A 26975-nucleotide genomic window follows, 5' to 3' on the forward strand; every position below is an offset into this window, starting at 1 on the left:
CAGCGGCGGCCGCCGCCCTGGCGGGCGGTCGGCAAGGGTACGCACCCCGGCCACAATTAGGGACAATGGCGTCATGAACATCGTCCTCAATGGCGACACCCGCCAGCTTCCGCAAAGCGCCACCGTCCACGACCTGCTGCACACCGAGCAACTGCTTGAGCGCCGGGTGGCGGTGGAGGTCAACGGCGAGATCGTCACCCGCAGCCGTCATGCCAGCCACACCCTGCAGGACGGCGACGTGGTCGAGATCGTGCACGCACTGGGCGGCGGCTGAGGATGTCGGGCCGCACGTGGGCCGGCGCAGCATCGTGACGCGCGATAGGCGATAATTCGCGCCATGAATCCACACGCCCCCAACGACGCGCTGGTGATCGCCGGCAAGACTTACGGTTCCCGGCTGTTGACCGGCACCGGCAAGTTCAAGGACCTGGAAGAAACCCGCATCGCCACCGATGCCGCCGGTGCCCAGATCGTGACCGTGGCGATCCGCCGCACCAACATCGGGCAGAACCCGGGCGAGCCGAACCTGCTCGACGTGCTGCCGCCGGACCGCTACACCATCCTGCCCAACACCGCCGGCTGCTACACCGCCGAAGATGCCGTGCGCACCTGCCGCCTGGCCCGCGAGCTGCTGGACGGCCACAACCTGACCAAGCTGGAAGTGCTGGGCGACCAGAAGACCCTGTACCCGGACGTGGTACAGACCCTCAAGGCCGCCGAGCAGCTGGTCAAGGATGGCTTCGCGGTCATGGTCTACACCTCCGACGACCCGATCCTGGCCAAGCGCCTGGAAGAGATCGGCTGCGCCGCGGTAATGCCGCTGGCCGCGCCGATCGGCTCGGGCCTGGGCATCCAGAACAAGTACAACCTGCTGCAGATCATCGAAGACGCCAAGGTGCCGATCATCGTCGATGCCGGCGTCGGCACCGCCTCGGATGCGGCGATCGCGATGGAACTGGGCTGCGACGGCGTGCTGATGAACACCGCCATTGCCGGCGCCCGCAATCCGGTGCTGATGGCCAGCGCGATGCGCAAGGCGGTCGAGGCCGGGCGCGAGGCGTTCCTGGCCGGGCGCATTCCGCGCAAGCGCTACGCCAGTGCTTCGTCGCCGGTGGACGGGCTGATCTGATGACCAATCCCTTCGACAGCGCCGGCGCCAAGGCCCCGGCCAAGCCGTTCACCATCACCGAAGGCCGCCGCGAGGTACGCAGCTTCGTGCTGCGCCAGGGCCGCTTCACCCCCGCCCAGCAGCGCGCGTTCGACGATCGCTGGCCGCGTTTCGGCCTGGACTTCACCGGCGAGCCGCGCGACTTGGACGCCACCTTCGGCCGTGACGCGCGCAAGGTGCTGGAAATCGGCTTCGGCAACGGTGCCGCGCTGCGCTTCGCCGCCCAGCAGGACCCCAGCCGCGACTACATCGGCCTGGAAGTGCACGCCCCCGGCGTGGGCCGCCTGCTCAATGCGCTGGCCGACGACAACGCCGACCACGTGCGCCTGTACCACCACGACGCGGTGGAGGTGCTGGAAAAAGAGATCGCCGATGGCGTGCTTGATGAAGTCCGCATCTATTTCCCGGACCCGTGGCACAAGAAGCGCCACAACAAGCGGCGCCTGATCCAGCCGGCCTTCGCCGCGCTGCTGGTGCGCAAGCTGCGCAGCGGCGGCCGCCTGCACTGCGCCACTGACTGGGAAGACTACGCCGAGCAGATGTGGGACGTGCTGGACGCCACGGACGGGCTGACCAACCGCGCCGGTCCGCGCGGCCAGGTGGCGCGCCCCGAGTGGCGCCCGCAGACCCATTTCGAAACCCGTGGCCAGAAGCTGGGCCATGGGGTGTGGGACTTGTTGTACGACCGCACCTGATCCCCGCCCAAGGAACCGCGCCACCCCATGGATACTGCGCTGACGCTGACCACCGATATGAAGCTCGTGCTCGGGCTGGTCGGCTTCACGATGGCGATGTTCCTGTTCGAGCGCATCCGCGCCGACGTGGTGGCGCTGGTGGTGCTGGTGGTACTGGGCGTCACCGGCCTGATCGCGCCGGAGGAAATCTTCGGCGGCTTCTCCGGTAACGCGGTGATGAGCATCATCGCCACCACCATCCTCGGCGCGGGCCTGGACCGCACCGGGGCATTGAACCGGCTGGCGGCATGGCTGCTGCGACGCGGGCACGGGGTGGAAACCCGTCTGCTGATGATGACCACCGCCATTGCCGGCTTGAACTCCTCGTTCATGCAGAACCCGTCGGTGATGGCGCTGTACCTGCCGGTGGCCTCGCGACTGGCCGCACGCACCGGGCTGACCCTGCAGCGCCTGCTGCTGCCGATTGCCGCGGCGATCGTGATGGGCGGTGCGCTGACCATGGTGGGCAACTCGCCGCTGATCCTGCTCAACGATCTGCTGGCGTCGGCCAACAACAACCTGCCCTCGGGCCTGGCCACCATCGAACCGCTGCGCATGTTCGCGCCGCTGCCGATCGGCGTGGCGTTGCTGGTCGCCTCGCTGCTGTATTTCCGCTACTTCGGCGACCGCAAGCTGGTTGAAGAGGAAACCCTGGCCAACGACGGGGTCACCCCGGCGCGCACCGAGAGCTACTTCGCCAAGACCTACGGCATCGAAGGCGACGTGTTCGAGCTGGTGGTCAGCGCCGAGAGCCCGCTGGTGGGCATGACCCTGGGCGAAGCGGAGAACGTGCATGACGCGCCGCTGCTGCTGGCGCTCAAGACCGGCAATGACACCCGGCTGGCACCGCCGGCGGAGATGCGCATCTGGGTCGGTAGCGTGCTGGGGGTGATGGGCGCCCGCGCGCAGGTCAACGACTTCGCGCAGAACCAGTTCCTGCGCATGTCTTCGCGGCTGAAGCACCTGGGCGACCTGTTCAACCCGAGCCGCGCCGGTATTTCCGAGGCCGTGGTGCCGCCCACCTCCGACGTGATCGGCAAGACCGCCTCGGAACTGCGGTTGCGCAAGCAGCGCGGGATCAGCCTGCTGGCGATCAACCGCGACAAGCAGGTGATCCGCGAGGACGTGCGCAACGTGGCCCTGCGCGCCGGCGACATGCTGGTCTTCCACAGCATCTGGACCGACCTGGCCCAGGCGGCCAAGAGCCGTGACTTCGTGGTGGTGACCGACTACCCCAAGGGCGAGCAGCGCCCGCACAAGTTCAAGATCGCGATGAGCATCTTCGCCATCACCATCCTGATCGCGCTGACCTCCAAGCTGCCGGTGGCACTGACCCTGATGACCGGCGTGGCCGGCATGCTGCTTACCGGCGTGCTGCGCATGGACGAGGCGTATGCCTCGATCAACTGGAAGACCATCTTCATGATGGCCGGCCTGATTCCGCTGGGCTGGGCGATGGACAGCAGCGGCGCGGCGGCGTGGGTGGCCGGGCACACCATCGACCGCCTGCCCACCGGCATTCCGGTGTGGGTACTGGAGATCGCGCTGGCGCTGTTGACCACGGTGTTTTCGCTGACCATCAGCCACGTCGGCGCGACCATCGTGATGGTGCCCATCGCGGTCAATCTGGCGCTGGCGGCGGGTGGCAACCCCACCGCGTTCGCGTTGATCGTGGCGTTGTCGGCGTCCAACAACCTGATGACCGCGTCCAATCCGGTGATCTCGATGATCACCGGGCCAGCCAACTACACCCCGCGCGAGCTATGGCGCGTGGGCGCGCCGCTGTCGTTGATCTACACCATCGTAGTGGTGGCGATGATCAACCTGATGTTCTGAGGAAGGCGTGGCGACCGACGGTCGCTCCCTACCGCAGCCACACCTGGCCGTCGCGCACCTGCAGCGGCACTGCGCGCAGGCGGTCGCCCTTGCACGGGCCGGCCACGCAGCTGCCGTCATCGAGCGAGAACGACGCGCCGTGCGCGGCGCACACCAGGTGGCCCTCACGGCTTTTCAGGAACTGCCCGGGCGCCCAGTCCAGCCGTCGCCCGGCATGCGGGCAGATATTCAGCCACCCGCGGACGTCGTCACCTTCGCGGTACATGACCAGCGACTCACTGTCGCCGTCCAGGGTGACCTCGACCTCGGCAAAGCCCGCGTCGGCAATGGCGTCCAGGGCCATGAGGGGAACAGCGGCAGTATCGGAAACGGACATGTCGGCACGCGGATTCAACGGGGCCGCATTCTCTCACGCCGTCACGTGGCTGGCCCGGCGATGAACACAAGTCATTGATTTGAAATGAACGCGCGGTACGTTTAACGAGTTTTTCACTCATTGGCAGAGGCCACCCCGGATACTGATGGCTCGCTGACTTCAGCCAAAAGAAACGCCATGTACAAGCGCTACTTCCAGTTCAACACGTTCCGCACCCTGTTCGCGCCGCGCAAGCCGCGCCATCCGTTGGTGCGCGTTGCGGTGGGTCTGCTGGGCTTGGCCATCCTGGCCGCGCTGGTGTTCGTGGGGGTATTCGTGGGCGCGGCGATGATCATCGCAGGCGTTGCGTGGAAGCTGCTTGCCCAGCGCAAGCAGGGCGCGCGCCCGAGCGACCCGCAGGTGGTTGACGCCGAGTACCGCGTGGTTCGCAAGCAGGTCCTTCCGCTGTCGCGTTGAGTGTTTGCCGCGCCGTCGCGCGGCCCCCGTCCGTCCCACATTCGGCCACGTTCGGCGTGGCACCGCGCGCGCGCTCGTTCTAGACTGCCTGTGACCCAACGTGACAGGACGCGAGCATGACCGATGTAATTCCCACGCCCGAGCAACCGCGTATTCCGGTGGCCGGTGGCGGCACGTTCCCGGTGCGCCGCATCTACTGCGTTGGGCGCAATTTTGCCGACCACGCGCGCGAGATGGGCGCCGCCGTTCCCGCGGCCGATGATCGTGGCCGCCCGATGTTCTTCAGCAAGCCGGCCGATGCGATCGTGGTCGGGCATGACGATGTGATCCCCTACCCGCCGGCCACCGCCGACCTGCACCACGAAGTGGAGCTGGTGGTGGCGATCGGTCGCGACGCGCCGGCCGGCGAGCTGCCGGTGGACCAGGCCGAGGCGCTGGTGTTCGGCTACGGTGTCGGGCTGGACCTGACCCGCCGCGACCTGCAGGCAGCGGCCAAAGCCAAGGGCCATCCGTGGGACCCGGCCAAGGGCTTCGATCATTCCGCGCCGATCAGCGAACTGGTGCCGGCCGGTGAAGTGGGCGACCTGGCCGCGCTCAACCTGTCGCTGGAGATCAACGGCGAAGTGCGCCAGCAATCGCTGCTGGACCAGATGATCTGGAACGTGCCGGAGATCCTGCACGAGCTGTCCAAACTGTGGGCGTTGAAGGCCGGCGACCTGGTCTTCATGGGCACCCCGGCCGGCGTGGCGGCACTGAAGCCCGGCGACCGTTTCAGCGCGCGCCTGGAGAATGTGGCCGAGCGCCACGGCATCATCGCCGGATGACACCTGCTGCGTTACGCTGCGCCGTCATTTGATCACCCGCCACAGGAGAGCCCGATGGGAATGTTTACCGAGTTCAAGGAATTTGCCATGCGTGGCAACGTCATCGACCTGGCGGTCGGTGTCGTGATCGGTGCGGCGTTCGGCAAGATCGTCACCGCACTGGTGGACAAGATCATCATGCCGCCGCTGGGCTGGCTGATCGGGCGGGTGGATTTTTCGCAGCTTGCCTGGACCCTTGCACCGGCGCGGCTGGCACCGGACGGCAAGGAAATTCCGGCCGTGGTGATTGGCTACGGTGACTTCCTCAACACGCTGGTGCAGTTTCTGATCGTGGCGTTCGCGATCTTCCTGGTGGTCAAGGTAATCAACCGCCTGGCGCGCAAGAAGGAAGCCGCACCGGCCGCACCGGCCGAAGAAGTGCTGCTGCTGCGCGAAATCCGCGACAACCTGAAGCGCTGAGACACGGTCCGCAGCCAATCGGGACGGCGCACCGGTAGTGCCGGCCGCTGGCCGGCTCCAGGCGATGCTGGATGTCTGCAGAGCCGGCCAGCGGCCGGCACTACCGCTTCGCGCGATGATGGGTTCATGGGGAGCCGGCCAGCGGCCGGCACTACCGCTTCGCGCGATGATGGGTTCATGCGGAGCCGGCCAGCGGCCGGCACTACCGGTCTGTGCGATGTCCGGTTCATGCGGAGCCGGCCAGCGGCCGGCACTACCGGTGGTTCTGGCGGTTGCCGATGCGCATGCGAAAGCCCCGCCCCGGCGGGGCTTTCGCGTATGGAAAACAGCGTCCGCACAACCATGACCTACCGCCCATGCGGGGCGCGGGCAGGCTGCTAAGCTCGGACGCTTCTGTCCTGCTTTCCGGAGCTGTCCATGCGTCGCCGCGTCCTTGCCATCGCATCCTCCCTCGCACTGTTGGCCGCCCCGGCGTTCGCGGCGACCGGCCCCACCACGCTGGCGCCCAAATCGCTGGCCACCGCCGCCGAACTGCGCGAGCAGGCCCTCAAGGACGACACCGGCTGGAAGGTGGTCGAGTCGCTCACCACCGAGATCGGTCCGCGCATCGCCGGTGGCGAAGCCGATGCTCGTGCCGTGGCCTGGGCCGTGGCCAAGTTCAAGGCACTGGGCTTTGACAAGGTCTGGACCGAGCCGGTGACCTTCCCCAAGTGGGAGCGCCGCAGTGAACACGCACAGGTGATCGGCAAGCACGCCCAGCCGCTGACCATCACCGCGCTGGGTGGCAGCCCGGGCGGCACGGTCGAGGCCGAGGTGGTGCGCTTTGCCGACCTGGCCGCGCTGCAGGCCGCGCCGGAAGGCTCCCTGAAGGGCAAGATCGCCTTCGTCGATTACCAGATGACCGCTTACCGCGACGGCCGTGACTACGGCAACGGGGGCGCGGTGCGCAGCAAGGGGCCGTCCGAGGCGATCCGCAAGGGCGCGGTGGGCTTTGTGATGCGCTCGGCCGGTACCGATTCGCACCGCGTGCCGCACACCGGCATCACCCGTTTCGATGACGGCCTGACGCCGGTACCGGCCGCCGCACTGTCAGTACCCGATGCCAACCAGCTCGCCCGCCTGGTCGCGCTCGGCAGCACCACGCTGAAGCTCAGCCTGGATTGCGGGTGGGATGGCAAGGCCACCTCGTACAACGTCATCGGCGAAATCACCGGGCGCAGCCTGCCCAAGGAAGTCGTGGTGATCGGTGGTCACCTTGATTCCTGGGACCTGGGCACCGGCGCGGTGGATGATGGCGCCGGCGTGGGCATCACCATGGCCGCGGGCCACCTGATCGGCCAGCTCAAGCAGGCGCCCAAGCGCACCATCCGCGTGGTGGCGTTCGCCAACGAGGAACAGGGTCTGTACGGCGGCAAGGCGTATGCCGAGGCGCATGCCAAGGACGTGGTGCTGCACCAGTTGGCCGCCGAGAGCGACTTCGGCGCCGGCCGCATCTATGCCTTCAACACCGGCTCGCCGAACCCGCAGGGCTCGCGCGATGCCACCCGCCAGATCGCCGAGGTGCTCAAGCCGCTGGGTATCGAGTACGCCGCCGACAAGGGCGGCCCGGGCCCGGACGTGGGCCCGCTGGCCGCAAAGGGCGGAGCCTGGGCGTGGTTGGCGCAGGATGGCAGCGACTACTTCCACCTGCACCACACCGCCGACGACACCCTGGACAAGATTGACCCGGCCGCGCTGGCACAGAACGTGGCCGCCTACACGGTGTTTGCCTACCTGGCCGCCGAGGCTGACGGCAGCTTCGGCAGCGAAGCCAAGCCGACCACGCCGCCGAACGAATGACAGCCCGCAGGGACCGTGGCGCCTGGCCACGGTCCCTGCCCTGCTCACTTGCCGCCGCGCGCGGCGATCTCGTTCCACAGCTCCGCCCGGGCAACGCCGGCCGCCTGCGGGTTGAACACCGGATCGATGCCGGCACGCCGGCTCTTCTCGTAGTCGCGCAATGCGGCCAGTGCCGGCTTCTGCAACAACAGCAGCGCGGTGATGTTCAACCAGCTCATCAAGCCGACGCCGATGTCGCCCAGCGACCACGCCACCGTTGCGGTATTGACCGCCGACCACGTCGCCGCGCCGAGGAATGCCAGCTGGAACAGACGCAGCACCCACGGGCGGTGCTGGTTGCGGCACAGGTACACCACGTTGGTTTCCGCGTTGTAATACAGCGCCAGGATGGTGCTGAAGGCAAAGGGCAGGATCGCCAAGGCGATGAAGGCCGTGCCGAACCCCGGCAACGCCGATTCCACCGCGTGCTGCACGAAGTGCGGGCCCGCGGCCAGCCCGGGCACGTTCGCCACCAGCATGCCGGCGTGGCTTGCCGCGGCCGGGTCGTAGACGTTGTACGCGCCGGTGGACAACACCAGGAACGCGGTGGCGCTGCATACCACCATGGTGTCGATATAGACCGAGAACGCCTGCACCAACCCCTGCTTGACCGGGTGCGAGACCTCGGCAGCCGCCGCCGGATGCGCGCCGCTGCCCATGCCCGCCTCGTTGGACATCACCCCGCGGCGCACGCCCCACTGGATGGCGGTGCCGATCATCGCGCCAAACGCCGCATCGGTACCGAATGCGCTATCGACGATCAGCCGCGCCATGCCCGGCAGCGCGTCCACGTTGAGCGCCATCACCACCGCGGCCACCAGCAGGTAGCCGACCGCCATCACCGGCACCACCACCTGTGCCACGTTGGCGATGCGCCGCACGCCGCCGAAGATCACCAATCCCACCACGATCACCATGCCGACCGCCGATGCACTGGCGGGAATGCCCCAGGCCCCATCGAGCGCGCTGGCGATCGCATTGGACTGGGTGCCCGGCAGGAACAGCCCGCAGCCAATCACCGTGCTGATCGCGAACGCCACGGCATACCAGCGCTGGCCCAGGGCACGTTCGATGTAGTACGCCGGGCCACCGCGGTACTGCCCGTTGGCATCGCGCTCCTTGTAGATCTGCGCCAGGGTCGATTCGATGAAGGCGCTGCTGGCCCCCAGGAAGGCCACGCACCACATCCAGAAGATCGCGCCCGGGCCGCCGTAGGCGATGGCCATCGCGACGCCGGCGATGTTGCCGACGCCGACGCGGCTGGACAGCGACAGGCTCAGTGCCTGGAACGAGGACACCCCGGAGGTCGAACTGTTGGAACTGAACAACAGGCGCAGCATGTCGGGCAACGCACGCAGCTGGATGAAACGGGTGCGCACGCTGAAGTACAGGCCAGCCAACAGGCACAGCCCCACCAGCGCCGGGCTCCAGACCAGGTCGAGCAGGCGGGCAACGATGGATTCGACAGTCATGGACGGCTCCCGGTGACAGGACGGCGGGTCGAGGACGCGCGCATCAGAAGAACATCCCGAGCGCGATCTGCGGGCTGACGAACGCACCGCTGTTGCGGCCGCCCACGCTGAACTCGACGCCGGCGATCAGGCCCAGCGAGGGGCTGAAGTGGTACTCGATGGCCGGCGCCACGCTGATGCTGCTGCTCGAGGGCCGGCGCTGGTTGATGCTGCGCAGGCCCTCGCTGCCCGGGGCATAGCCGGTGATGTGCTGGTCGCTTTCGCGGCTGGCGGTGATGTCCAGTGCGGCCACCCAGCGCGCGTTGACGCTGTATTCGGCCCCCAGCGACAGACCCAGCAACGAGCCGCGCGCGATGCTGCCGCGGAAGCCGGGATCGGTGCCGTACACGCTGCTGTCGTGCAGCGCCACGCGTGCCGGTGCCGGGCTGGCGCTGAGCTGGCCACGCCAGCGCAACGGGCGGTCGTTGGGCATCCACAGCACCTGCTGCACGCCGAGCGCGAAGGTGGTGCGCTGCACGCCATCGCCCTGGGCGTTGAGTGGATTGCCGCCGATGCGGTCGTAGCTGCCGGTGGCGAAGCGCTGCAGCAGCGCCACCGAAATGGCCGGGCGCGTGCCGTCGGCGCTGGGGGCCTGCAGCAGGTACTGCAGCCGCGCGGTGGTGTCACCGGCACGCACCGCACCGCTGCGCGCGCCCGCCGCGTCGGCACGTGCCGCGCTGAGATTGACCTGCGCGGTCACGCGCTCGCCCAGGCCATAGGCGATGGGCACGACGGTGAGCCAGGCGCCGCTGTCGCTGCTGCGCTGGCGGCGGCCGTTGGCGTCGTAACCGGCATCGCTGTCGACGCGGACCAGATAAGGCTCGATGTACCAGTGGCCGCGCGGCACCCCGGCCGGGTTGGGGGTGACCAGTGGGCCGGTGAAGTTCACGCCGTCAAGGCTGCGCGCCTGCGCAGCGGCATGCGGGGCGGCGAGCCCCATGGAAACAGCCGCCAGCGCTAGTGCGGCGACACGATGAAACGACAACGCGGACAAGGTCATGCCAAGGCTCCCGTGGGACTGGAAAGAAGACGGTGCTCAAGCACACCGCCGTGCCAATCTGCACAGCGCGTCGGGCGGCAACAACGTGCGAAACCCCTGTTTTTTCCGATCTGTGCGGGGCCGCACGCACGCCATTTCGCATCACGTGCGATGGTGTTGTTCTGCGTTCTTGGCCGGTGATCGCAACGGTGGTGTTCATTGCGTGGAGCAATGACGGGACCGTGTGCAGGCGGTGACGCATAAAAAAGCCCGGTCGAAAAACGACCGGGCTACCGGGACTCGTCACACCCCACGCGGTGAGCGTCACAGACTTGCTGCGATCCGGACAACGGCGCCGCGCTGGGTGGGTGTCTCTCCTCACCTACCCAACACATCACCGCCGAGCACTGTGACGCAGCTCAAGGCCAGCGCACCATGCGAAAAATCCGAATCGGTTGTAGTCACAACGCCATCAGTGACACCGATCACACCGCGTTTGGCAAGCGCGCAGGCGCGCTACCCGAAAAACACCGCCAGCTCAGCGGGCCTGGCGTCCGTACCAGTGCGCCAACAGCACCGCTGTCGCCGATGCCACGTTGAGGCTTTCCACTGCGCCGGTCCCCGGAATGGACACCTGCGCGTCGCAGTCCTGCGCCAGCTCACGGTCCATGCCTTCGCCTTCGGCACCCATCACGTACACCAGGCGTGCCGGCACGTCGCTGGCGAACAGGTTGTCGCCGCCGTCCACCAGTGTCGCGGCCAGGCCGAAACCGGCCTCGCGCAGCTGCTGCATGGCCTGCGGCACTGCCGGCAGGCGCACCAGCGGTACCGATTCGGCGCCGCCTTCAGCCACGCGCGCGGCCGCGCCGGACAACGCCAGCGTCGACCCCGGTGGCAGCAGCAGGCCGGCCACGCCGAAATGCGCCGCCGAGCGCAGGATTGCGCCGAAATTGTGCGGGTTGCCCACGCCGTCCAGCCACAGCGCCAGCGCCGGCGTCCCGGCGGGCAGCGTGCCCAGCCACTCGCCCAGCTCCAGCATCGGCGCGCGCAGGACGTCGGCCACCACGCCTTCGTGGTGGGTAGTGGCAGCCAGCTTGTTGAGGTCGCCTTCTTCCACCACGCGGTACCCCACGCGGTTGGACACGCACCACTTCAGCATCGGCTGCAGGCGCGGAATCAGCGATTCGGCCAGGTACAGCTTGCGCAGCGCCTGCGGGCGTTTGTCGAACAGGGCCTGCACGGCATTCCAGCCATACAGGCGCAGCTCATCGTTGCCCCGCCCGGGCGGTGGCGGCGTGCCGCCCTCGCGCGGAGGCAGCGGGGTGGCCCGCGGCGGCCGCGAAGACGGGCGGCGGGCATTTTTCCAGGGATCATTCACTACGGGACAACTCCAGCTTGCGTTGACGCCAGAAATCGGCGTTCTTGATGCCCAATGCATCGGGGTCGAAGGTCGGATCCAGGCCGAGCTTCTTCTGTCGTTCGTAATCGCGCAGCGCCAGCATCGCCGGCTTCTGCACGATCAGGATGGCGATGATGTTCAACCAGGCCATCAGGCCCACGCCGATGTCGCCCAGCGCCCACGCCAGGGTGGCGTTGTGGAACGCACCGAACACCACCATGCCGATGATGCCCAGGCGCAGCACCAGCACGGTGAGCGGGCGCTTGCGGTTGTGGTTGATATAGCTGAGGTTGGTTTCGGCCATGTAGTAATAGGCCATGATCGTGGTGAAGGCGAAGAAGAAGATCGCCAGCGACACGAACGAGGCGCCCCACCCCGGCAACACCGCTTCCACACCGGCCTGCGCGTACCCGGCACCCTCCGGAATACCGGCCAGGCCCTGGAAGATCGGCTCGGCGCCTGCCACCGGCGAATACACGTTGTAAGTGCCGCTGGCCAGGATCAGGAAGGCGGTGGCGGTGCACACCATCATGGTGTCGAAGTAGATCGCGAAGGCCTGCACGTAGCCCTGCTTGGCCGGGTGCGAGACCTCAGAGGCCGCCGCGGCGTGCGGGCCCGAGCCCTGGCCGGCTTCATTGGCATAGATGCCGCGCTTGATGCCCCACTCCACCGCCAGGCCCATCATCGCGCCGAACGCGGCATGCGTGCCGAAGGCGCTGTCGAAGATGATGCCGAACATTTCCGGCACGCGGTCGTAGTTGATGATCATGATGACGATGGCCATCAGGATGAACGCGGCGGCCATGAACGGCACCACCACTTCGGCGAAGTTGGCGATGCGCTTGACCCCGCCGAAGATGACCACGCCCAGCAGCAGCGCCACCACGATGCCGATGCCCAGCTTCAGCGCCTGCACCGATTCCATGCCCATCACCTGGCCATCCAGCGGGCCGCACAGGGCGCCGCCACGGCAGGCGTTGATGATGCTGTCGGCGATGGCATTGGCCTGCACGCCGGGCATCAGGAAGCCGGCGGCGATGATGGTGGCCACGGCGAACGCCAGGGCGTACCACTTCATGCCCATCGCTTTTTCGATGTAGTACGCCGGGCCACCGCGGTAGCGGCCTTCGGCGTCCTTGGTCTTGTAGATCTGCGCCAGGGTGCATTCCACATACGAGGTGGAGGCGCCGAGGAAGCCCATGACCCACATCCAGAAGATCGCACCGGGGCCGCCGAAGGCGATGGCGGTGGCCACGCCGGCGATATTGCCGATGCCCATGCGGCCGGCCATCGACATGGCCAGGGCCTGGAAGGAGGACACGCCGGCATCGGACTTCTCGCCCTGCACGGTGAGGCGGCACATCTCGAAGAACCCGCGGATCTGCATGAACCGGGTACGGACGCTGAAGAAAAGCCCGGCGCCCAGGCACACGGCGATCAGCGCCTTGCTCCAGATGATGCTGTTGACAACATGTACGGCTGCTTCCACGCGCTCTCTCCAGTCGGCGGAAAAAAAGGACGTCCCGTCGGCTGGAGGGGACCGGGTCGATTCTCCACCATCACGGCCGCCACGGGTAGCGCCGGGTGGGCGCGGCGCGGCAGAGCCGCCGGGCAGAGCCCGGCGCTACGGCGCTGGCCTTTTATTGCCCGGGCGCGTGGCGACGCGTTCATCGATCCCGCGCCGCACTGCTGCAGGGGCGCGGCAGAGCCCGGCGCTACGGTGTTGCCCGGGCGCCGGGCAACGCATTCAGCATCGACCCGCCCCCACGGGCTCCGGGTCAGGCGTGCCCGCCCACCGAGGGCGTTTCCGCCTCCTGCTTCTCCAGCTCACGGGCCACCGCTTCGGGCGAACGCGTATACGGGGCCAGCAGCGAGTAGAACGCCGGCACCACGAACAGGGACAGGAAGGTGGACACGGTGACGCCGAAGATCACCACGATGCCGATGGTGCCGCGGCTGGCCGACCCCGGGCCGCCGGCCACGACCAGCGGGATGGCGCCGACCACCGTGGCGATGGAGGTCATCAGGATCGGGCGCAGCCGCACCATCGACGATTCGACGATGGCCCGGTGCACGTCGCGGCCTTCATCGCGCAGCTGGTTGGCAAACTCCACGATCAGGATGCCGTTCTTGGCCGCCAGCCCCACCAGCATCACGATGCCGATCTGGCTGAACAGGTTGATGCTGCCGCCACTGACGTACAGGCCCAGCAGCGCGCCGAGCACGCCCAGCGGCACGGTCAGCATGATCACCAGCGGGTGGATGAAGCTCTCGAACTGCGCGGCCAGCACCAGGTACACCACCAGCAAGGCCATGGCGAAGGTCAGCAGCACGGCGCTGCCGGCGTTCTGGTACTCACGCGATTCGCCCTTCCAATCCAGCTGCGCGTGCTGCGGCAGTTCCTCGCGGGCGGTCTGCTGGGCCCACGCGATCGCCTCGCCCAGCGGGTAGCCCGGGGCCAGCCCGGCGGTGATGGTGATCGAGCGCAGCCGGTTGAAGCGGTTGAGGTTGCCCGCTTCGGCCACTTCGCTGAGCGTGACCAGGTTGGACAAGGGCACCAGTTCGCCGCTGCTGGCGCGCACGCGGATGGCGGCCAGGTCGGCCGGGGTGGCGCGACCGTCGCGGCCGGCCTGGACCAGCACGTCGTATTCCTCGCCGTTGTCGACGAAGGTGGTGACCCGGCGCGAGCCCATCATGGTTTCCAGCGCGCTGCCGATCGCGGTGACCGACACGCCCAGGTCGGCGGCGCGCTGGCGGTCGATGTTGACCCGCATCTGCGGCCGGGTTTCCTTGTAGTCCGAATCCGGGCCGACCAGGCCCGGGTTGTCGGCCATGCGCGCCAGCATGCGATCACGCCACTGCGCGATTTCCGCGTACTCCGGCCCGCCCAGCACGATCTGGAACGGCTGGCCCTGGCTGCGCACCAGGCCGCCCCCGACCTGGGTGCGCACCCGCACGCCGCGGATGCCGTCCAGGTGCTTCTGCAGGTCGGCGGCCACGTCCGGCGTGGCGGCCTGGCGCTCGCGCCACGGCTGCAGGAACACGCTGATGCGGCCGGTATGCATTTCTTCGCTGGCACCGAAGCCGCCGGGCACGCGCGGGTTGGCGCGCACGATCGGCTTGTCGTCGCCGACGAACCCGGCCACCACCTTTTCCACTTCCTGCACCTGGCCCACGGTGTAGTCGTAGCCGGCGCCTTCCGGGCCATCGATCATGATCTGGAACGAACCGCGGTCTTCGGCCGGCGCCAGTTCGGACGGCAGCACCTTGAGCAGCAGCGCGCTGGCCAACAGCGACAGCAGCATCACCACCACGTAGATCCAGGTGCGCCCGACGTGCGCGTCGAGCACCCGCCCATAGCCCGCCGAGACGCGGTCCAGGTTGCGGTTGATCACCCCGTGCAGGCCCTTGGGCGGCTGGCCGCTGTGCGGCTTGAGCAGCTTGGAGGCCATCATCGGGGTCAGCGTGAGCGACACAAACGCCGACAGCGCCACGGCGGCGGCCAGCGCGACGGCCAGCTCGCGGAACAGGCGGCCGGTATTACCTTCCAGGAAACCCACCGGCAGGAACACCGCCACCAGCACGGCGGTGGTGGCGATCACCGCGAAGGCCACCTGCGCGGTGCCGCGCTTGGAGGCCACCAGCGGCGGCTCGCCCAGGTCGATGCGGCGCTGCACGTTTTCCACCACCACGATGGCGTCATCGACCACCAGGCCGATACACAGCACCAGCGCCAGCAGGGTCAGCAGGTTGATGGAGAACCCAAACGCGTACAGCGCGATGAACGCCGCCACCAGGCACACCGGCACGGTGACGGCGGGAATCAGCGCGGCGCGGAAACTGCCGAGGAACAGCCAGATCACCGCCAGCACCAGCAGCATGGCTTCCACCAGCGTGGCGTAGACGCGGTCCACGGCGGCTTCGATGAAGGTGGTGTTGTCGAAGGCGACGAAGATGTGGGTGCCTTCGGGCAGCGTCTGCCCGACCCGCTCGGCTTCGGCGCGTGCGGTGCGGGCCACGTCCAGCGAGTTGGCGGTGGAGGTCTTGACGATGCCCAGGCCGATGCCCGGTTCGCCATTGCTGCGGTAATACGCGCGTCGCTCGGACGAGGCCAGCTCGATTTTGGCCACGTCGCCCATGCGCACCACGTAGCCGTCGGCGCCCTTGCCGAGCGGAATGGTGGCAAAGTCTTCCGGCTTCACGTAGTTGCGCTCCACGCGCAGGGTGAAGTCGCGGTCAGCCGATTCGATGCGGCCGGCCGGCAGTTCGACGTTTTCATTGCGCAGCGCGGTTTCCACATCGCCCACGGTCAGGCCACGCGCGGCCAGCTGGTCGCGGTCGAGCCAGATGCGCATGGCATAGCGCTGGCGCCCGCCGATGCGGACCTGGGCCACGCCGTCCAGGCTGGAGAAGCGGTCGACCACGTAGCGGTCGGCGTAGTCGCTCAGCTCCAGCGTGTCCATGCTGGAGGAGGTCATGTTGAACCAGATGATCGGGTCGGCGTCGCTCTCGACCTTGGCGATTTCCGGCGGCCGCGCCTCTTCGGGCATGCGATCGGCAACACGGCTGACCGCATCGCGCACGTCGTTGGCCGCTGCTTCGATATCGCGGTTGGAGGTGAATTCGATGCTGACCTGGGCGCGGCCGTTGGAGCTGCGCGCGTTGATGGTGTCGATGCCTTCGATGCCGGCCAGGGCGTCTTCAAGCACCTGGGTGATGCGGCTCTCGATCACTGCGGCCGAGGCGCCGGTGTAATCCACCGACACCGAGACAATCGGCGGGTCGATCGCGGGCAGCTCGCGCAGGGTCAGGCGGGTGAACGACATGACGCCCAGCACGACCAGCAGCAGGCTCATCACCACGGCGAAGACCGGGCGCTGGATGGAAACGTTGGAGAGTTTCATCCGGCCGGGTCCGCAGCCTTGGCGGCGGGCGCGGCGGCAGCCGCCGGCGCCGGGCGGTCATCGACCTTCAGGCCCGGGCGCAGCTTGCCGGTGCCGTCGACCACGATGCGGTCGCCGGCCTTCAGGCCGCTGCGGATTTCCACCACGCCGGCACGACGCGCGCCGCTGGTGATGTCGATGCGTTCAACGCTGTGGTCGGCCTTGACCCGGTACACGAACGAATCGCGGCCCACCTGGACCACGGCGATTTCCGGAATGACCAGGGCCTGGCGCTCCGGACGGAACATGCGGATGTCCAGCAGCATGCCCGGGCGCAGGGCGTGGTCGGCATTGATGAAGTCGGCGCGCACGGTAACCGCGCGGGTGCCCGGGTCGACGCGGGTGTCGATGGTGGCCACCACGCCCTCGAAGCTGCGGCCGGGATAAGCGACGCTGGTGGCGGTGACCTTGTCGCCGTTGCCCAGGCTGGCCAGTTCGGCTTCGGGCACCTGGAAATCGACGTGCATGCGCTCGATGTCGTCCAGGGTGGCAATGCTGGTGCTGGGGGTGACCAGCGAGCCGGCACTGACCTGGCGGATGCCGAGCACACCAGCGAACGGCGCGCGCACGCGGCGGTCGCCGATGTCCGACTGCATTTCGCGCACGCGCGCCTCGGCGGCATCGCGGATGGCGCGCTGGGTGTCCAGGGTGGCGCTGGCCACCAGCTGCTGGGCCGCCAGTTCGCGCTGCCGCTTGTAGAGCTGGTCGGCCTCGGCAAAGGTGGCCTGGGCCTGCAGCAGGGCTGCTTCCTGGGCCTGCCCGCGCAGGGTGACCAACGGGGTGCCGGCGCTGACCTGCTGCCCGCTGTCGAAGTGGACGGTCTCGATGATCTCGCTGACCTTGGCGGTGATGGTCACCGACTCGCGGGCCTTGGCGGTGCCCAGGGCCTGCAGGGTGTCGTTCCATGCGGAGGTCTGCACCACCTGGGTGGTGACCGGTACGGCGTCTGCCGGCCGGCGCGCGGTGTCGTCCTTGCTGCTGCACCCGGCCAGCAGGGCCAGGGTGAGGCCAGCGGCGATGCGCGCGGTGATGCGTCCCAACATTTGGAAAAATCCCGTTAAACCCACGACCGCCGAGTGTACGGGTCGGGGCTGGCCGGGCATATGTGCCAAGCGTTTACCGGCGCCCGGTGGCAGCCGAAATGCCTTTCGTGCTGGCCTGTGCGCGTGTGTAACGGCGTGTATCGGCGCGTGTCGGATGACGTCAAAGGCCGGGCGCATCGCCTCCAGCCGGGCAGAGCCCGGCTCTACGTGGCTGCAGTTCCGGGCCCGGCGCCCCGTCCTCAGTATCGGTAGTTCACCTTCATCCAGGCCGTCCTGCCCGGCTCGTTGATCCGCACCGGGTCGGCCGGGAAGCCGAAATCGGCGCTGCCGGCCAGGTTCAGGTGCTCGCTGTAGGCGCGGTCGAACACGTTGTCGATGCCGGCACTGAGCAGCAGTGCATCGTTGATGCGGTAGCTGGCATTGAGCGCCAGCGTGGCAAAGCCCGCACTCGGGCCCAGGTCACGGGCGACCACGTTGCCCTGGCCGTCGGCGACGCGATGCTGATGGGCCACCGCACGGGCCAGCGCGCCCACGCTCCAGCGGTCGGCTTCCCAGGTGGCGCTCACGCGCGCTTCCAGCGGCGGCATCTGCGGCAGCGGCGTGCCATCGCTGCGGTTTTCGCCCCAGGCATAGGCCAGGCTTCCGCTCAGTTTCCAGTGCGCACCCAGCGCGATGTCGGCGCCGGTCTCGGCACCGGCGATGCGGGCGTCCACGTTGGTGGCCTGGGTCATGCTGCCCATCATGCCGCCGTCGAAATAGGTGAACAGGATGTAGTCCTGCAGACGGCCGGCATACGCCGACACCCACGCGTTGAGGCGCTCGCTGCGGTACTGCAGGCCGAGGTCGAGCTGCGTGGTTTTCTCCGGCTGGAGGGCGGCGAACGCGTTGACCGCGCCCATCGGCCCCATGTCGGGCGAGAACAGCTCCCAGTAGTCGGGCATGCGTTCGCTGTGGCCCACCCCGGCGTACCAGGTCAGCGACGGGGCCAGATCGCGTTCGATGCGCAGGAAGCCGCTGCCGAGATGTTCGCGGCGCTGCTGGCCGGCCGTGGGATTGGGCATGGCCATCATGCCCGCGGTGCGGCGTTCGTCGGTGACCTGGGCACGGTCGATGCGCAGGCCGCCCACCCAGCGCTGCGCGGTGCCTTCGCCGAGGGTGAGTTCGCTGAAGGCGCCCAGGGTCTCGAAGCGCGCGTCGGTGGTCCACGGCTGCTGCTGATAGGTGTTGCGGCCCATGCCGCTGCGGCTGCGATGGCGGCTGTCCTGTGCATCCACGCCGGCCACGATCGCCACGTCCTGCCAACGCCATTCCGAAGCGATGCGGCCGCCGGTGGTGCGACGGTCCACGTTGGCCGCCATCGGCATCGGCATGCTGCTGTCCGGGTTGGGCGTGCGCAGCGTGTAGTTGTCCATCACGTGGTCGGCATCGTTGTAGTACACGTTGGCCAGCAGCTTGTCCCAGGCACCGGGCAGGTTGTCCTTCTCGAAACGGGCGGCATAGCTGGTGCGCTTGAACGCGGCGCCATCCATGCCGCGCCCGGCGTAGCGCGCGATGGCGTCACCGGTGCCGGCCGACAGCTCCAGCACCGTGTCGGCATCGGGGGTCCAGCCGACCGCCACGTCGCTGTTCCACTTGCGCCACTTCGACGGCACGACGTCGCCGTTGCCATCCTTGTAATCGTCCGCTTCGGAGCGGTTGCCGTTGACCCGTACGTAGCCCTGCGACGCACCGGCGGTCAGGTCGAGCACCTGGTCATTGCGGTTGCGCGAGCCCACCAGCGCGCTGGCGTTGATGTCCACGCCCGGTGCGTCGAAACGGGGGGTGTCACGCTCGAAGCGCACCGTGCCGGCCGACGCCCCGGCGCCCCAGCGCACGCTCTGCGGCCCCTTGATGATGGTCAGCCGGTCGAAGGTTTCCGGCGCGATGTAGGACAGCGGGTTGTCCATGCGCGAGGGACACGCGCCGATCAGGTTGCCCTCGTTGCTGACGATGTTCAGGCGTGACCCGAACATGCCGCGCAGCACCGGGTCGCCATTGGTGCCGCCGTTGCGGATCGCCGAAAAGCCCGGCACGGTCTTGAGGTAGTCGGCGCCATCGCTGGCGGGCACCGGTTGGCGTGGCAGGCGGGGGTCGGTGACCCAGTGCAGCGGCGAGGACGGGGCGGTGGCGGTCACCACCAGCGTGTCCAAGGTCTGCGCGGGCTCACGCTCGGCGGCGTGCAGCGGCAGCACGGCCAGGGCGAGCGACAGGGAAACAGACAGGCGCGTCATTGCGCCCGCGCTGCGGGAAGTGGGATGCATGTTGGAACTCCAGAAAACGCACAGGCGCGCGCCGCCATCACGGCGTCACGCAGCAGGAAAGAACATCGGCGGTTTCAGGCGTTCAGCGGCGGGCCGCGGGCGGCATGTGCGGGCCAGTGCAGGCTGCGCGGCGTGGCAACGGCGCGCAGCACCGTCGGGGCGATCACCGGCAGCGCCGGCAGCAACAGGATCAGGACCGCCAGCCACGGCATCAGCCGCGAGGCCATCATGCAGTACTCGCAGGCCTCGCCATGGCCGGCGTGCGCGTCGAGCGGCGGGGTGTGCATGGTCGGTGACGCCGCGGCGGCCTGGGTGGCCATGCTGTCCATCGGCATGTCATGCATCGGCATCGCGTGGTGGTGGTGCGCGGCCGGCATGCCGTGCCCGGCGTGCGGGTCGGCGGGAACGTCGGCAACCGGCAGCGCATGGGCCATGCCCGAAGGCATCAGCATCAGCGGCGCATCGGCGTGTGCCTGCTGCCAGCGGCTGACCAGCGGCGCCAGCGCCATCAGCAACGTCGCCACGAAGGCGAGCTGCAGCAGGACGGCATACGGGCGGCGGCGACGGTTCACCGCGTCATGGTAGCGCCCGACCGTGGATCGGGCGGCCCGGCGCCCTGCGACCAACCGTCGCAGCGGCCTTTGCAGATCCCCGGCCGATTTCCTCCCCCCTCTGGAGAAAAGCGCTCTTCAGTTGAAGGGGGCGCGCCAAAGGCGCAGGCCAGAGGACGCACGCGCGGCCATCCCCGTCGCTTCTCAGACGGTGATGGTCTGCGTCAGCGATTCCCAGGTGGGCGGCAGCGGCCAGTTGGCCTCCTGGTTGCCGTCGATGACCCGGCGCAGGTCGCGGGTGTCGATCTGCGGGGCCAGCACGTGCACCAGCTCCAGCGCGTAGTCGCGCAGCACCCGGTCACGCGGCAGCACCGCCCACGCGATGCACTCGTCGATCGGTGCCGGGGCCGGCCACGCGCGCAGGTCTTCGTCGCTGGCGTTGACCGCCATCTCCGCCAGCAGGCCAACGCCCAGGCCGGTGCGCACGTAGGTCTTGATCAGGTCCGCGTCCAGCGCCGTCAACGCGATGTCGGGGGTCAGCCCGGCGCTGGCGAAGGCACGTTGCAGCGAGGAGCTGCCGCGGGTGGAGGATTCATAGCTGATCAACGGCTGGGTGGACAGCGCCTGCAGGTCCGGCGCCGCACCGGGACGGTCCAGCACATGCCCGCGCGGTACCAGCACCAGCCGCCGCCAGCGGTACAGCGGAATGGCGATACCGGCGCTGGGTTCGGCGCCCGCGGTGGAAATGATGGCAATGTCCGCATCGCCCTGGCTGAGCAGGTCCAGCGCATCGCTTTCGGCGGCCTGCTGCAGGTGCACGCTGACCTGCGGGTAGGCCTGCTTGATCTTCGCCACCGCCGGCGGCAGCACGAAGCGCGCCTGGGTATGGGTGGTGGTGAGCACCAGCTGGCCCTGGCTCTCGCGGCGCTGGTTGGCCGCATAGGTGCGGATGTTGTTGGCTTCGCCCAGCACGGCGCGTGCGCGGCCGATCACTTCCACGCCGGCCGGCGTGACCGCTTCCAGGCTGCGCCCCTTGCGCACGAACAACAGGAAGCCCAGCTCGTCTTCCAGCTGCTTGAGCTGCTTGGACAGGCCAGGCTGGGTGGCATGCACCCGCGACGCGGCGAGCGTGATGTTGAGCTCGGCGTCGGCGATGGCCACCAGATAACGGAGTTGGGTCAGCGTCATGGGCGTGTGGCACGGCAGGCGAAGGGAGGGCAATCCGACTGTAGGGCAATTGCCGTCACCAGCTTATAACCAAATGTTGTTTAAGAAGGGTATCAGGTCATTTCCCGGGGGCATATGCCGGGGCTACGGTCTGCCGGAGCATCCCCGCCCTGCCCTCCCCCTGCCGCGCCGGGCGCGGTGAACGGACTTCCCTGGAGCATTCCCATGGCCCTGTACAACTCGATCCTGGACACCATCGGCAACACCCCGGTGGTCCGCCTGAACCGCATCGCCCCCGACCACGTCACCGTCTACGCCAAGGTCGAGTCGTTCAATCCCGGCGGATCGGTGAAGGACCGGCTGGCGCTGGCCATCATCCTGGACGCCGAAGCGCGCGGCGTGCTCAAGCCCGGCGACACCATCGTCGAAGCGACCTCGGGCAACACCGGCGTGGCGCTGGCGATGGTGGCGGCCGCACGCGGCTACAAGTTCGTGGCCACCATGGTGGAGACCTTCTCCATCGAGCGCCGCAAGCTGATGCGCGCCTACGGGGCCAAGGTGATCCTGACCCCCGCAGCCGAACGCGGCTCGGGCATGGTGCGCCGGGCCAAGGAGCTGGCCGACGAGCACGGCTGGTTCCTGGCCAGCCAGTTCGCCAACCCGGCCAATCCGGCCTACCACCGCAACACCACCGCGCCGGAGATCCTGCGCGACTTCGCCGGCAAGCGCCTGGACTACTTCGTGACCGGCTGGGGCACCGGCGGCACCCTGACCGGCGTGGGCGAGGTGCTGAAGGTGGCCCGCCCGGACACCCGCATCATCGCCACCGAGCCCACCGGCGCGGCACTGCTCAAGGGCGAGGAATGGAAGCCGCACAAGATCCAGGGCTGGACCCCGGACTTCGTGCCGGAGGTGCTCAACCGCGGCGTGTACGATGAACTGCTGAGCATCGACGATGCCCGCGCGATCGAAACCTCGCGCCGCCTGGCGGCCGAGGAAGGCATCTTCGTGGGCATCTCCGCCGGGGCCACCGTGGCCAGCGCGCTGGACATCGCCGCCCGCGCCGACAAGGGCAGCGTGATCCTGGCAATGCTGCCCGACACCGGCGAGCGCTACTTCTCCACCCCGCTGTTTGCCGACATCAACGAGGGCTCCGACGACGACTGGCTGGCCGGTCTGCCCTGAGCCCCGCGTTGGTCTGATGGACCCCGAGACGCCCACCGCCCGGTGGGCGTCTTCGTATTCAGCTATCGATATTGCCTTCATCTTCGGTGAAGGCAATGGACCGCATCGTGTGAACTGCAGGACGGCGCACATCGGGTCGCGCTGCCTGAGACGATGATGACGCAGCCTAGATCCCCCGCCCGGTAACGTGCGAGGCAGCAGTCATCCGTTGTATGGACCCGGTATCAGTATCAAGGAGCGGCACGCATGAAGATCGAAGTGTGGCAGGGCGACATCACGACCCTGGCGGTGGATGCGATCGTCAATGCGGCCAACGAATCCCTGCTTGGCGGCGGTGGCGTGGACGGTGCGATCCATCGCGCGGCCGGTCCTGCGCTGTTGGCCGAATGCCAGGCCCTGCCCGAGATCCGCCCGGGCATGCGCTGCCCGACCGGCGAGGTGCGTGCCACGGCGGCCTACAACCTGCCGGCCCGCCACGTGATCCATACGGTGGGCCCGGTCTGGCAGGACGGCCAGCGTGACGAACCAGCGCTGCTGGCCAATTGCTACTGGAAGTCACTGCAGCTGGCCGAAACGCTGGGCCTGCAGTCGATTGCGTTCCCGGCGATCAGTTGCGGGGTGTTCGGCTACCCGATCCACCAGGCGGCACAGGTGGCCGTGACCGAAACCCTGGCGTGGCAACGCAGCCATGCGCAGCCCAAGCGGATCGTACTGGTGGCCTTCAACACGGCCACCGCGAAGGCTTACCTGCAGGCACTGGCCGCGGCTGGGCAGAGCGCGGACGAGCCGCGCCCGCTGGTGATGCCGCCGCTGGGCGATGCTGGCCTGGCCGCCTCGCATTGAGCGGAAGCGCCTGATGCACGAAAAACGCCGGCCGTATGCCGGCGTTTTTTTTCATGCGGTGCCGATCACGGACAGACCTGGGTGACCTGCGCGGTGCAGCTCAGCCCACCGCCAGCAGCCGGATACTGACCGCCACAGGAAATGGAGACCGTGCCCGGTCCCGAGGATGCGATGGTCTGGCCCGCCGTCATCGACGCATTGGCACCCGGCGCCTGGATGCCGCAGGTGGTGCCGTTGGTGCCCCCTGTGGCAGAAACGCACTGGATGGTGGCATTGGCCTTGACCGCTGCCAGGCCGCGATACGAATTGCCGCCACTGGCCGCACCGGAAATGGTCTGCGATGCCGTGCACACCGTATCGTCGATCTGCGCAGCGCAGCTCAACCCGCCGGTCGCGGGGTACGTTCCGTTGCAGTTGAGCACGACATTGCCAGCGCCCGTGGTACCAATCGACTTGCCCACTTCAACGACGCCGTTCCAGCCCGGCGCCTGCACGCTGCAGCGTGGGATGGTGCCGGGGCTGCCCCCGGAGGCCTGCGTGCAGGTGATCCGCGAGGCCGAGGTGGCAATGGCATTGCCCGAGGTGGAGCCACCGTTGCGGGTGCTCGCGGTGATGGTCTGGGTGGCCGCGAATGCGGCGCCCGCAAGCAGCCCTCCCACAACGAGTGCTGCCACTACACCGGGAAACAGTTGACGCTTCATCATCACTCCTACTCCTGTTGGAAAGAACATTCCCTTTGAATGACACATGGAGAAGCCGGAACGTCGGACTGCAACCGGGCGCATGGCACGCCCTTCCGTACACCCCACGGTCATCGTGGACCGCGCGTTCAGATGCGTGAAGCAATAGCTTCAATGCATCTAAATCCAGACTACTGCGCATGGCGTGAATCGAAACGTGAACTGTGTTCTATTTCCACCTGCGTCGCGCCGATAGTGTTTCTGCGGTACCACACGGTTACGGTGCAGCGGTATCGCAACCGACGCCGCAGCCACCACGGAGAATGGGATGAGCAAGGGAAGCATGCTGTGGGGGATCAGCCTGGCGGTCGCCGTCTTGGCCGGCGCCTGGTTGTTGCTGCAGCCGCGCTCCCTGGCCAGCATGCCCGGCCCGCGCGACGCTGCGGCGGGCTCGACTGCATCCATCACGTCAGGACCTACCCGACCGACACCGCCGCACAACGGACCGGACGCCAGGACACCCGCCGCGCAGGGCCTGCCGCCTTCGCTGCCCCACGCCTCCAGCACGGCTGCCTATCTGACATTCGAATCTGCGATGTTGCAGGGCTCGGAACTCTCCTTCGACCAGGCCATGCTCGCGTTGAAGGGCGACGCCTTCGATCACTACCTGTCGCTGATCGCCCAGCAGTCCATGCGTGTTCCCGAAGCGGCGGAACTGACCGACGCGTATTCCCGGACGTTGCAGGCCGCACTGAAGGAAAATCCGGCGCTGTCGATGCAGAATTTTGCCTGCGGACTGAGCCTGTGTGCCGGCACGATCTCCACGGGCAGCGGCGCTGACGCAGCGCAGGTCGAGCAGTGGCGGCAGTCGCTGTCGCTGGCCGGTAACACGCCCGCCTATTCGATGATCGATGTGACCGTTGCCGGCAAGGACGGCCGCGTCGAGCACCGTTTCATCTTCTCGTCCGATGCCAGCATCAACGGCATCCATGGGCCGTCATTGCCGTAAGGCGGCGGCGCATGCCTTGACCGGCGTGTTCAGCGCGCCGTTGTGTCTGCGCTGTATACCCACTGCTGGAAGAACGGCTGCAGCGAGCGCCCGGCGGCCTTTTCCATCGCGTGCTGGAAATCAAGGGTGGTCACCGACCGCCCGTCGTAGGCGCGGGTGTAATCACGCAGGCCACGCCAGAACGCATCCTCACCCAACTCGACGCGCAGCAGGTGCAGTACATACGCGCCCTTGCGATAGACCACCGCGCGGTCGTCGCCGGTCGGCGCATCCCAGTTGGCATAGACCAGCGCATGGTCGGCGCCTTTGGCGCGCAGCGCATCCAGCCGCGTGCGCCAGCCCTGCACCTGCGCCTGGTAGGCCGCCTCGCCCTGCGCATGCTGCAGGTAGGCGGCGGTCATGAAGTTGGCCATGCCCTCGTTGAGCCAGAAATGCGCCCAGCTGGCGCAGGTCACCCGGTTGCCCCACCACTGGTGGGCGGCCTCGTGCGCCATCAGCGCGGTGTCATCCGGATCGTCCAGCACGCCCTGCCCGTAGTCTTCGGACATCAGCGACAGCCCGGCCATTTCCTGGCCGATGGTACGTTTCACCAGTGCCTGCTGGTAACTCTCACCGCGGTAGGGCAGCCCGGCGCGCGCAGCGAAGAAGTCGAGCATGTCGCCGGTGCGGGCAAACAGCGTCTGCAGTTGTGCCGGGGTTCGATCCACCGACAGGAAACGCAGTGCAATGGGCCCATGCTGCTGCACCGCCTGCTGGTAACGGCCGGCGGCAAAGCCGTACACATAGCCGGGCATCGGAGTGTCCAGCTGCCAGCGGTGTTCGATGCGGCCGTCGGCCAGCACGCGCGTGGGCAATGCGCGCCCGGTGCCGGTGGCCAGCAGGCCGGGCGGCAGGGTCACCGACAACGCCAGCAGGGCACGTTCATCGGGCGCATCCACCGAGGGCATCCACTGGCTGGTGGAAAACACGGTGTAGACCTCGTCGCGCTCGGGGGCGAACTCCAGCCCGAAGCGGGGCGCGCCGGAGTATGCAATGCGAACGTTGCCGAAGGCGCCTGAAGGTATCGGCTCGGCCAGCGTGATCCGAAGGCGGCCGTTGGTCTGCTCGAACTGCAGCGCACGCCCGCCCTGGGTGACCGAAGCTATGTCCAGCTCGCCGGCATCCAGGGTCAATGTCTGCACGCGCTGGACCGCGTCGAACCACACCCTCACTTTTCCCTGCAGGCGCTTTTGCTGAATGTCCGGTTCAAGCGCGACTTCGTAGCTGATGACATCAAACGCGCGCGGTGCAGACGCATGTGCACGCACGGCAAACAACAACGGCATCAACAGAAGCGCGTGCAACAACGAACGGCATGCCATCTTCGACTCCCTTCTCGCCCAGGCCTGGCGCATCCTGCCATGCCACGATGGATGCGTGCGGCACGCCATCACAACGGTGGTGGACCTGGAAACAACCCGGCGATGTTCGATGGAGTCGGGGGGGGGGGGGGGGGGGGGGGGGGGGGGGGGGGGGGGGGGGGGGGGGGGGGGGGGGGGGGGGTGGGGGGGGGGGGGGGGGGGGGGGGGGGGGGGGGGGGGGGGGGGGGGGGGGGGGGGGGGGGGGGGGGGGGGGGGGGGGGGGGGGGGGGGGGG

The 26975-nt window shown here is 68.1% G+C and carries 23 protein-coding genes; 11 read left to right on the forward strand and 12 right to left on the reverse strand.

Annotated features, from left to right (window positions below; all coding sequences use genetic code 11):
* Positions 1-73: 73 nt before the first annotated feature.
* The 4 genes from thiS (at position 74) to ABIA71_RS17170 (ending at position 3738) form a co-directional block, all read left to right on the forward strand.
* Entirely contained in the window at positions 74-274 is a 201-nt protein-coding gene (gene thiS, locus ABIA71_RS17155) for a sulfur carrier protein ThiS (protein ID WP_128096405.1), read from the forward strand.
* Positions 275-337: 63 nt separating this feature from the next.
* Positions 338-1129 (forward strand): thiazole synthase, encoded by a 792-nt coding sequence (locus ABIA71_RS17160; RefSeq protein WP_128096404.1) that lies wholly within the window; start codon positions 338-340, stop codon positions 1127-1129.
* A complete protein-coding gene (gene trmB / locus ABIA71_RS17165; protein WP_354286781.1) occupies positions 1129-1863 on the forward strand; it encodes a tRNA (guanosine(46)-N7)-methyltransferase TrmB in 735 nt (244 codons plus the stop codon). The genes ABIA71_RS17160 and trmB overlap by 1 nt, the downstream gene beginning before the upstream one ends.
* 27 nt (positions 1864-1890) lie before the next feature.
* On the forward strand, positions 1891-3738 hold the full coding sequence (locus ABIA71_RS17170) for an SLC13 family permease (RefSeq protein WP_128096402.1): 1848 nt from the start codon (positions 1891-1893) through the stop codon (positions 3736-3738).
* A 28-nt stretch (positions 3739-3766) separates the two neighbouring features.
* On the opposite strand, the gene ABIA71_RS17175 is transcribed toward ABIA71_RS17170, so the two are convergent.
* A complete protein-coding gene (locus tag ABIA71_RS17175) occupies positions 3767-4081 on the reverse strand; it encodes a Rieske (2Fe-2S) protein (RefSeq protein ID WP_502961274.1) in 315 nt (104 codons plus the stop codon).
* A 210-nt stretch (positions 4082-4291) separates the two neighbouring features.
* Here ABIA71_RS17175 and ABIA71_RS17180 point away from each other — a divergent pair, with 210 nt between their 5' ends.
* The 4 genes from ABIA71_RS17180 to ABIA71_RS17195 all read left to right on the forward strand — a co-directional run bounded on the left by ABIA71_RS17180 (position 4292) and on the right by ABIA71_RS17195 (position 7692).
* Positions 4292-4570: a hypothetical protein gene (locus ABIA71_RS17180; RefSeq protein WP_354286785.1), complete on the forward strand. Its 279-nt coding sequence runs from the start codon at positions 4292-4294 to the stop codon at positions 4568-4570.
* 116 nt (positions 4571-4686) lie between these two features.
* A complete protein-coding gene (locus tag ABIA71_RS17185; protein WP_354286787.1) occupies positions 4687-5394 on the forward strand; it encodes a fumarylacetoacetate hydrolase family protein in 708 nt (235 codons plus the stop codon).
* A gap of 54 nt (positions 5395-5448) precedes the next feature.
* Entirely contained in the window at positions 5449-5853 is a 405-nt protein-coding gene (gene mscL / locus ABIA71_RS17190) for a large-conductance mechanosensitive channel protein MscL (protein ID WP_128096399.1), read from the forward strand.
* A gap of 417 nt (positions 5854-6270) precedes the next feature.
* Complete coding sequence (locus tag ABIA71_RS17195) at positions 6271-7692, forward strand: M28 family peptidase (protein ID WP_354286789.1); 1422 nt, start codon at positions 6271-6273, stop codon at positions 7690-7692.
* Positions 7693-7736: 44 nt separating this feature from the next.
* Here the strand turns inward: ABIA71_RS17195 and ABIA71_RS17200 are convergent, their stop codons facing one another.
* The 9 genes from ABIA71_RS17200 to ABIA71_RS17240 form a co-directional block, all read right to left on the reverse strand.
* Positions 7737-9203 carry an alanine/glycine:cation symporter family protein gene (locus ABIA71_RS17200; RefSeq protein WP_354286791.1) on the reverse strand — a complete coding sequence of 489 codons (1467 nt, stop codon included), beginning with the start codon at positions 9201-9203 and terminating at the stop codon, positions 7737-7739.
* Positions 9204-9246: 43 nt separating this feature from the next.
* Positions 9247-10182, reverse strand: coding sequence for a hypothetical protein (locus tag ABIA71_RS17205; protein WP_354286792.1), 936 nt, complete (start codon positions 10180-10182; stop codon positions 9247-9249).
* Positions 10183-10759: 577 nt separating this feature from the next.
* Positions 10760-11599, reverse strand: coding sequence for a TrmH family RNA methyltransferase (locus ABIA71_RS17210; protein WP_502961272.1), 840 nt, complete (start codon positions 11597-11599; stop codon positions 10760-10762).
* The gene (locus ABIA71_RS17215) at positions 11592-13109 is read right to left on the reverse strand and encodes an alanine/glycine:cation symporter family protein (protein ID WP_354286794.1); all 1518 of its coding nucleotides are present in this window, start codon (positions 13107-13109) and stop codon (positions 11592-11594) included. The genes ABIA71_RS17210 and ABIA71_RS17215 overlap by 8 nt, the downstream gene beginning before the upstream one ends.
* A gap of 289 nt (positions 13110-13398) precedes the next feature.
* Positions 13399-16524 carry an efflux RND transporter permease subunit gene (locus tag ABIA71_RS17220; protein ID WP_354286795.1) on the reverse strand — a complete coding sequence of 1042 codons (3126 nt, stop codon included), beginning with the start codon at positions 16522-16524 and terminating at the stop codon, positions 13399-13401.
* Positions 16521-17606, reverse strand: a complete 1086-nt coding sequence (locus ABIA71_RS17225) for an efflux RND transporter periplasmic adaptor subunit (protein ID WP_354286796.1) — start codon at positions 17604-17606, stop codon at positions 16521-16523. The genes ABIA71_RS17220 and ABIA71_RS17225 overlap by 4 nt, the downstream gene beginning before the upstream one ends.
* A gap of 239 nt (positions 17607-17845) precedes the next feature.
* Positions 17846-19906 (reverse strand): TonB-dependent copper receptor, encoded by a 2061-nt coding sequence (locus ABIA71_RS17230; RefSeq protein WP_354286797.1) that lies wholly within the window; start codon positions 19904-19906, stop codon positions 17846-17848.
* 74 nt (positions 19907-19980) lie between these two features.
* On the reverse strand, positions 19981-20478 hold the full coding sequence (locus ABIA71_RS17235) for a DUF2946 family protein (protein WP_354286798.1): 498 nt from the start codon (positions 20476-20478) through the stop codon (positions 19981-19983).
* Positions 20479-20661: 183 nt separating this feature from the next.
* On the reverse strand, positions 20662-21645 hold the full coding sequence (locus ABIA71_RS17240) for a LysR family transcriptional regulator (protein ID WP_038686579.1): 984 nt from the start codon (positions 21643-21645) through the stop codon (positions 20662-20664).
* A 204-nt stretch (positions 21646-21849) separates the two neighbouring features.
* Here ABIA71_RS17240 and cysK point away from each other — a divergent pair, with 204 nt between their 5' ends.
* Together cysK and ABIA71_RS17250 are read left to right on the forward strand one after the other, a co-directional pair.
* On the forward strand, positions 21850-22809 hold the full coding sequence (cysK, locus tag ABIA71_RS17245) for a cysteine synthase A (protein WP_354286800.1): 960 nt from the start codon (positions 21850-21852) through the stop codon (positions 22807-22809).
* Positions 22810-23055: 246 nt separating this feature from the next.
* A complete protein-coding gene (locus tag ABIA71_RS17250) occupies positions 23056-23652 on the forward strand; it encodes an O-acetyl-ADP-ribose deacetylase (RefSeq protein ID WP_354286801.1) in 597 nt (198 codons plus the stop codon).
* Between the two features lie 65 nt (positions 23653-23717).
* Here ABIA71_RS17250 and ABIA71_RS17255 read toward each other — a convergent pair whose 3' ends face one another.
* Entirely contained in the window at positions 23718-24437 is a 720-nt protein-coding gene (locus tag ABIA71_RS17255; protein ID WP_354286802.1) for a hypothetical protein, read from the reverse strand.
* Positions 24438-24660: 223 nt separating this feature from the next.
* Between ABIA71_RS17255 and ABIA71_RS17260 the strand changes: the two genes are divergently transcribed.
* Positions 24661-25341 carry a hypothetical protein gene (locus ABIA71_RS17260; protein WP_354286803.1) on the forward strand — a complete coding sequence of 227 codons (681 nt, stop codon included), beginning with the start codon at positions 24661-24663 and terminating at the stop codon, positions 25339-25341.
* A gap of 29 nt (positions 25342-25370) precedes the next feature.
* Here the strand turns inward: ABIA71_RS17260 and ABIA71_RS17265 are convergent, their stop codons facing one another.
* Complete coding sequence (locus tag ABIA71_RS17265; protein ID WP_354286805.1) at positions 25371-26702, reverse strand: M1 family metallopeptidase; 1332 nt, start codon at positions 26700-26702, stop codon at positions 25371-25373.
* Positions 26703-26975: the final 273 nt, after the last annotated feature.

It is taken from the genome of Stenotrophomonas sp. 2619 (genome assembly GCF_040548725.1).
In the GTDB taxonomy this organism is placed as follows: domain Bacteria; phylum Pseudomonadota; class Gammaproteobacteria; order Xanthomonadales; family Xanthomonadaceae; genus Stenotrophomonas; species Stenotrophomonas maltophilia_AP.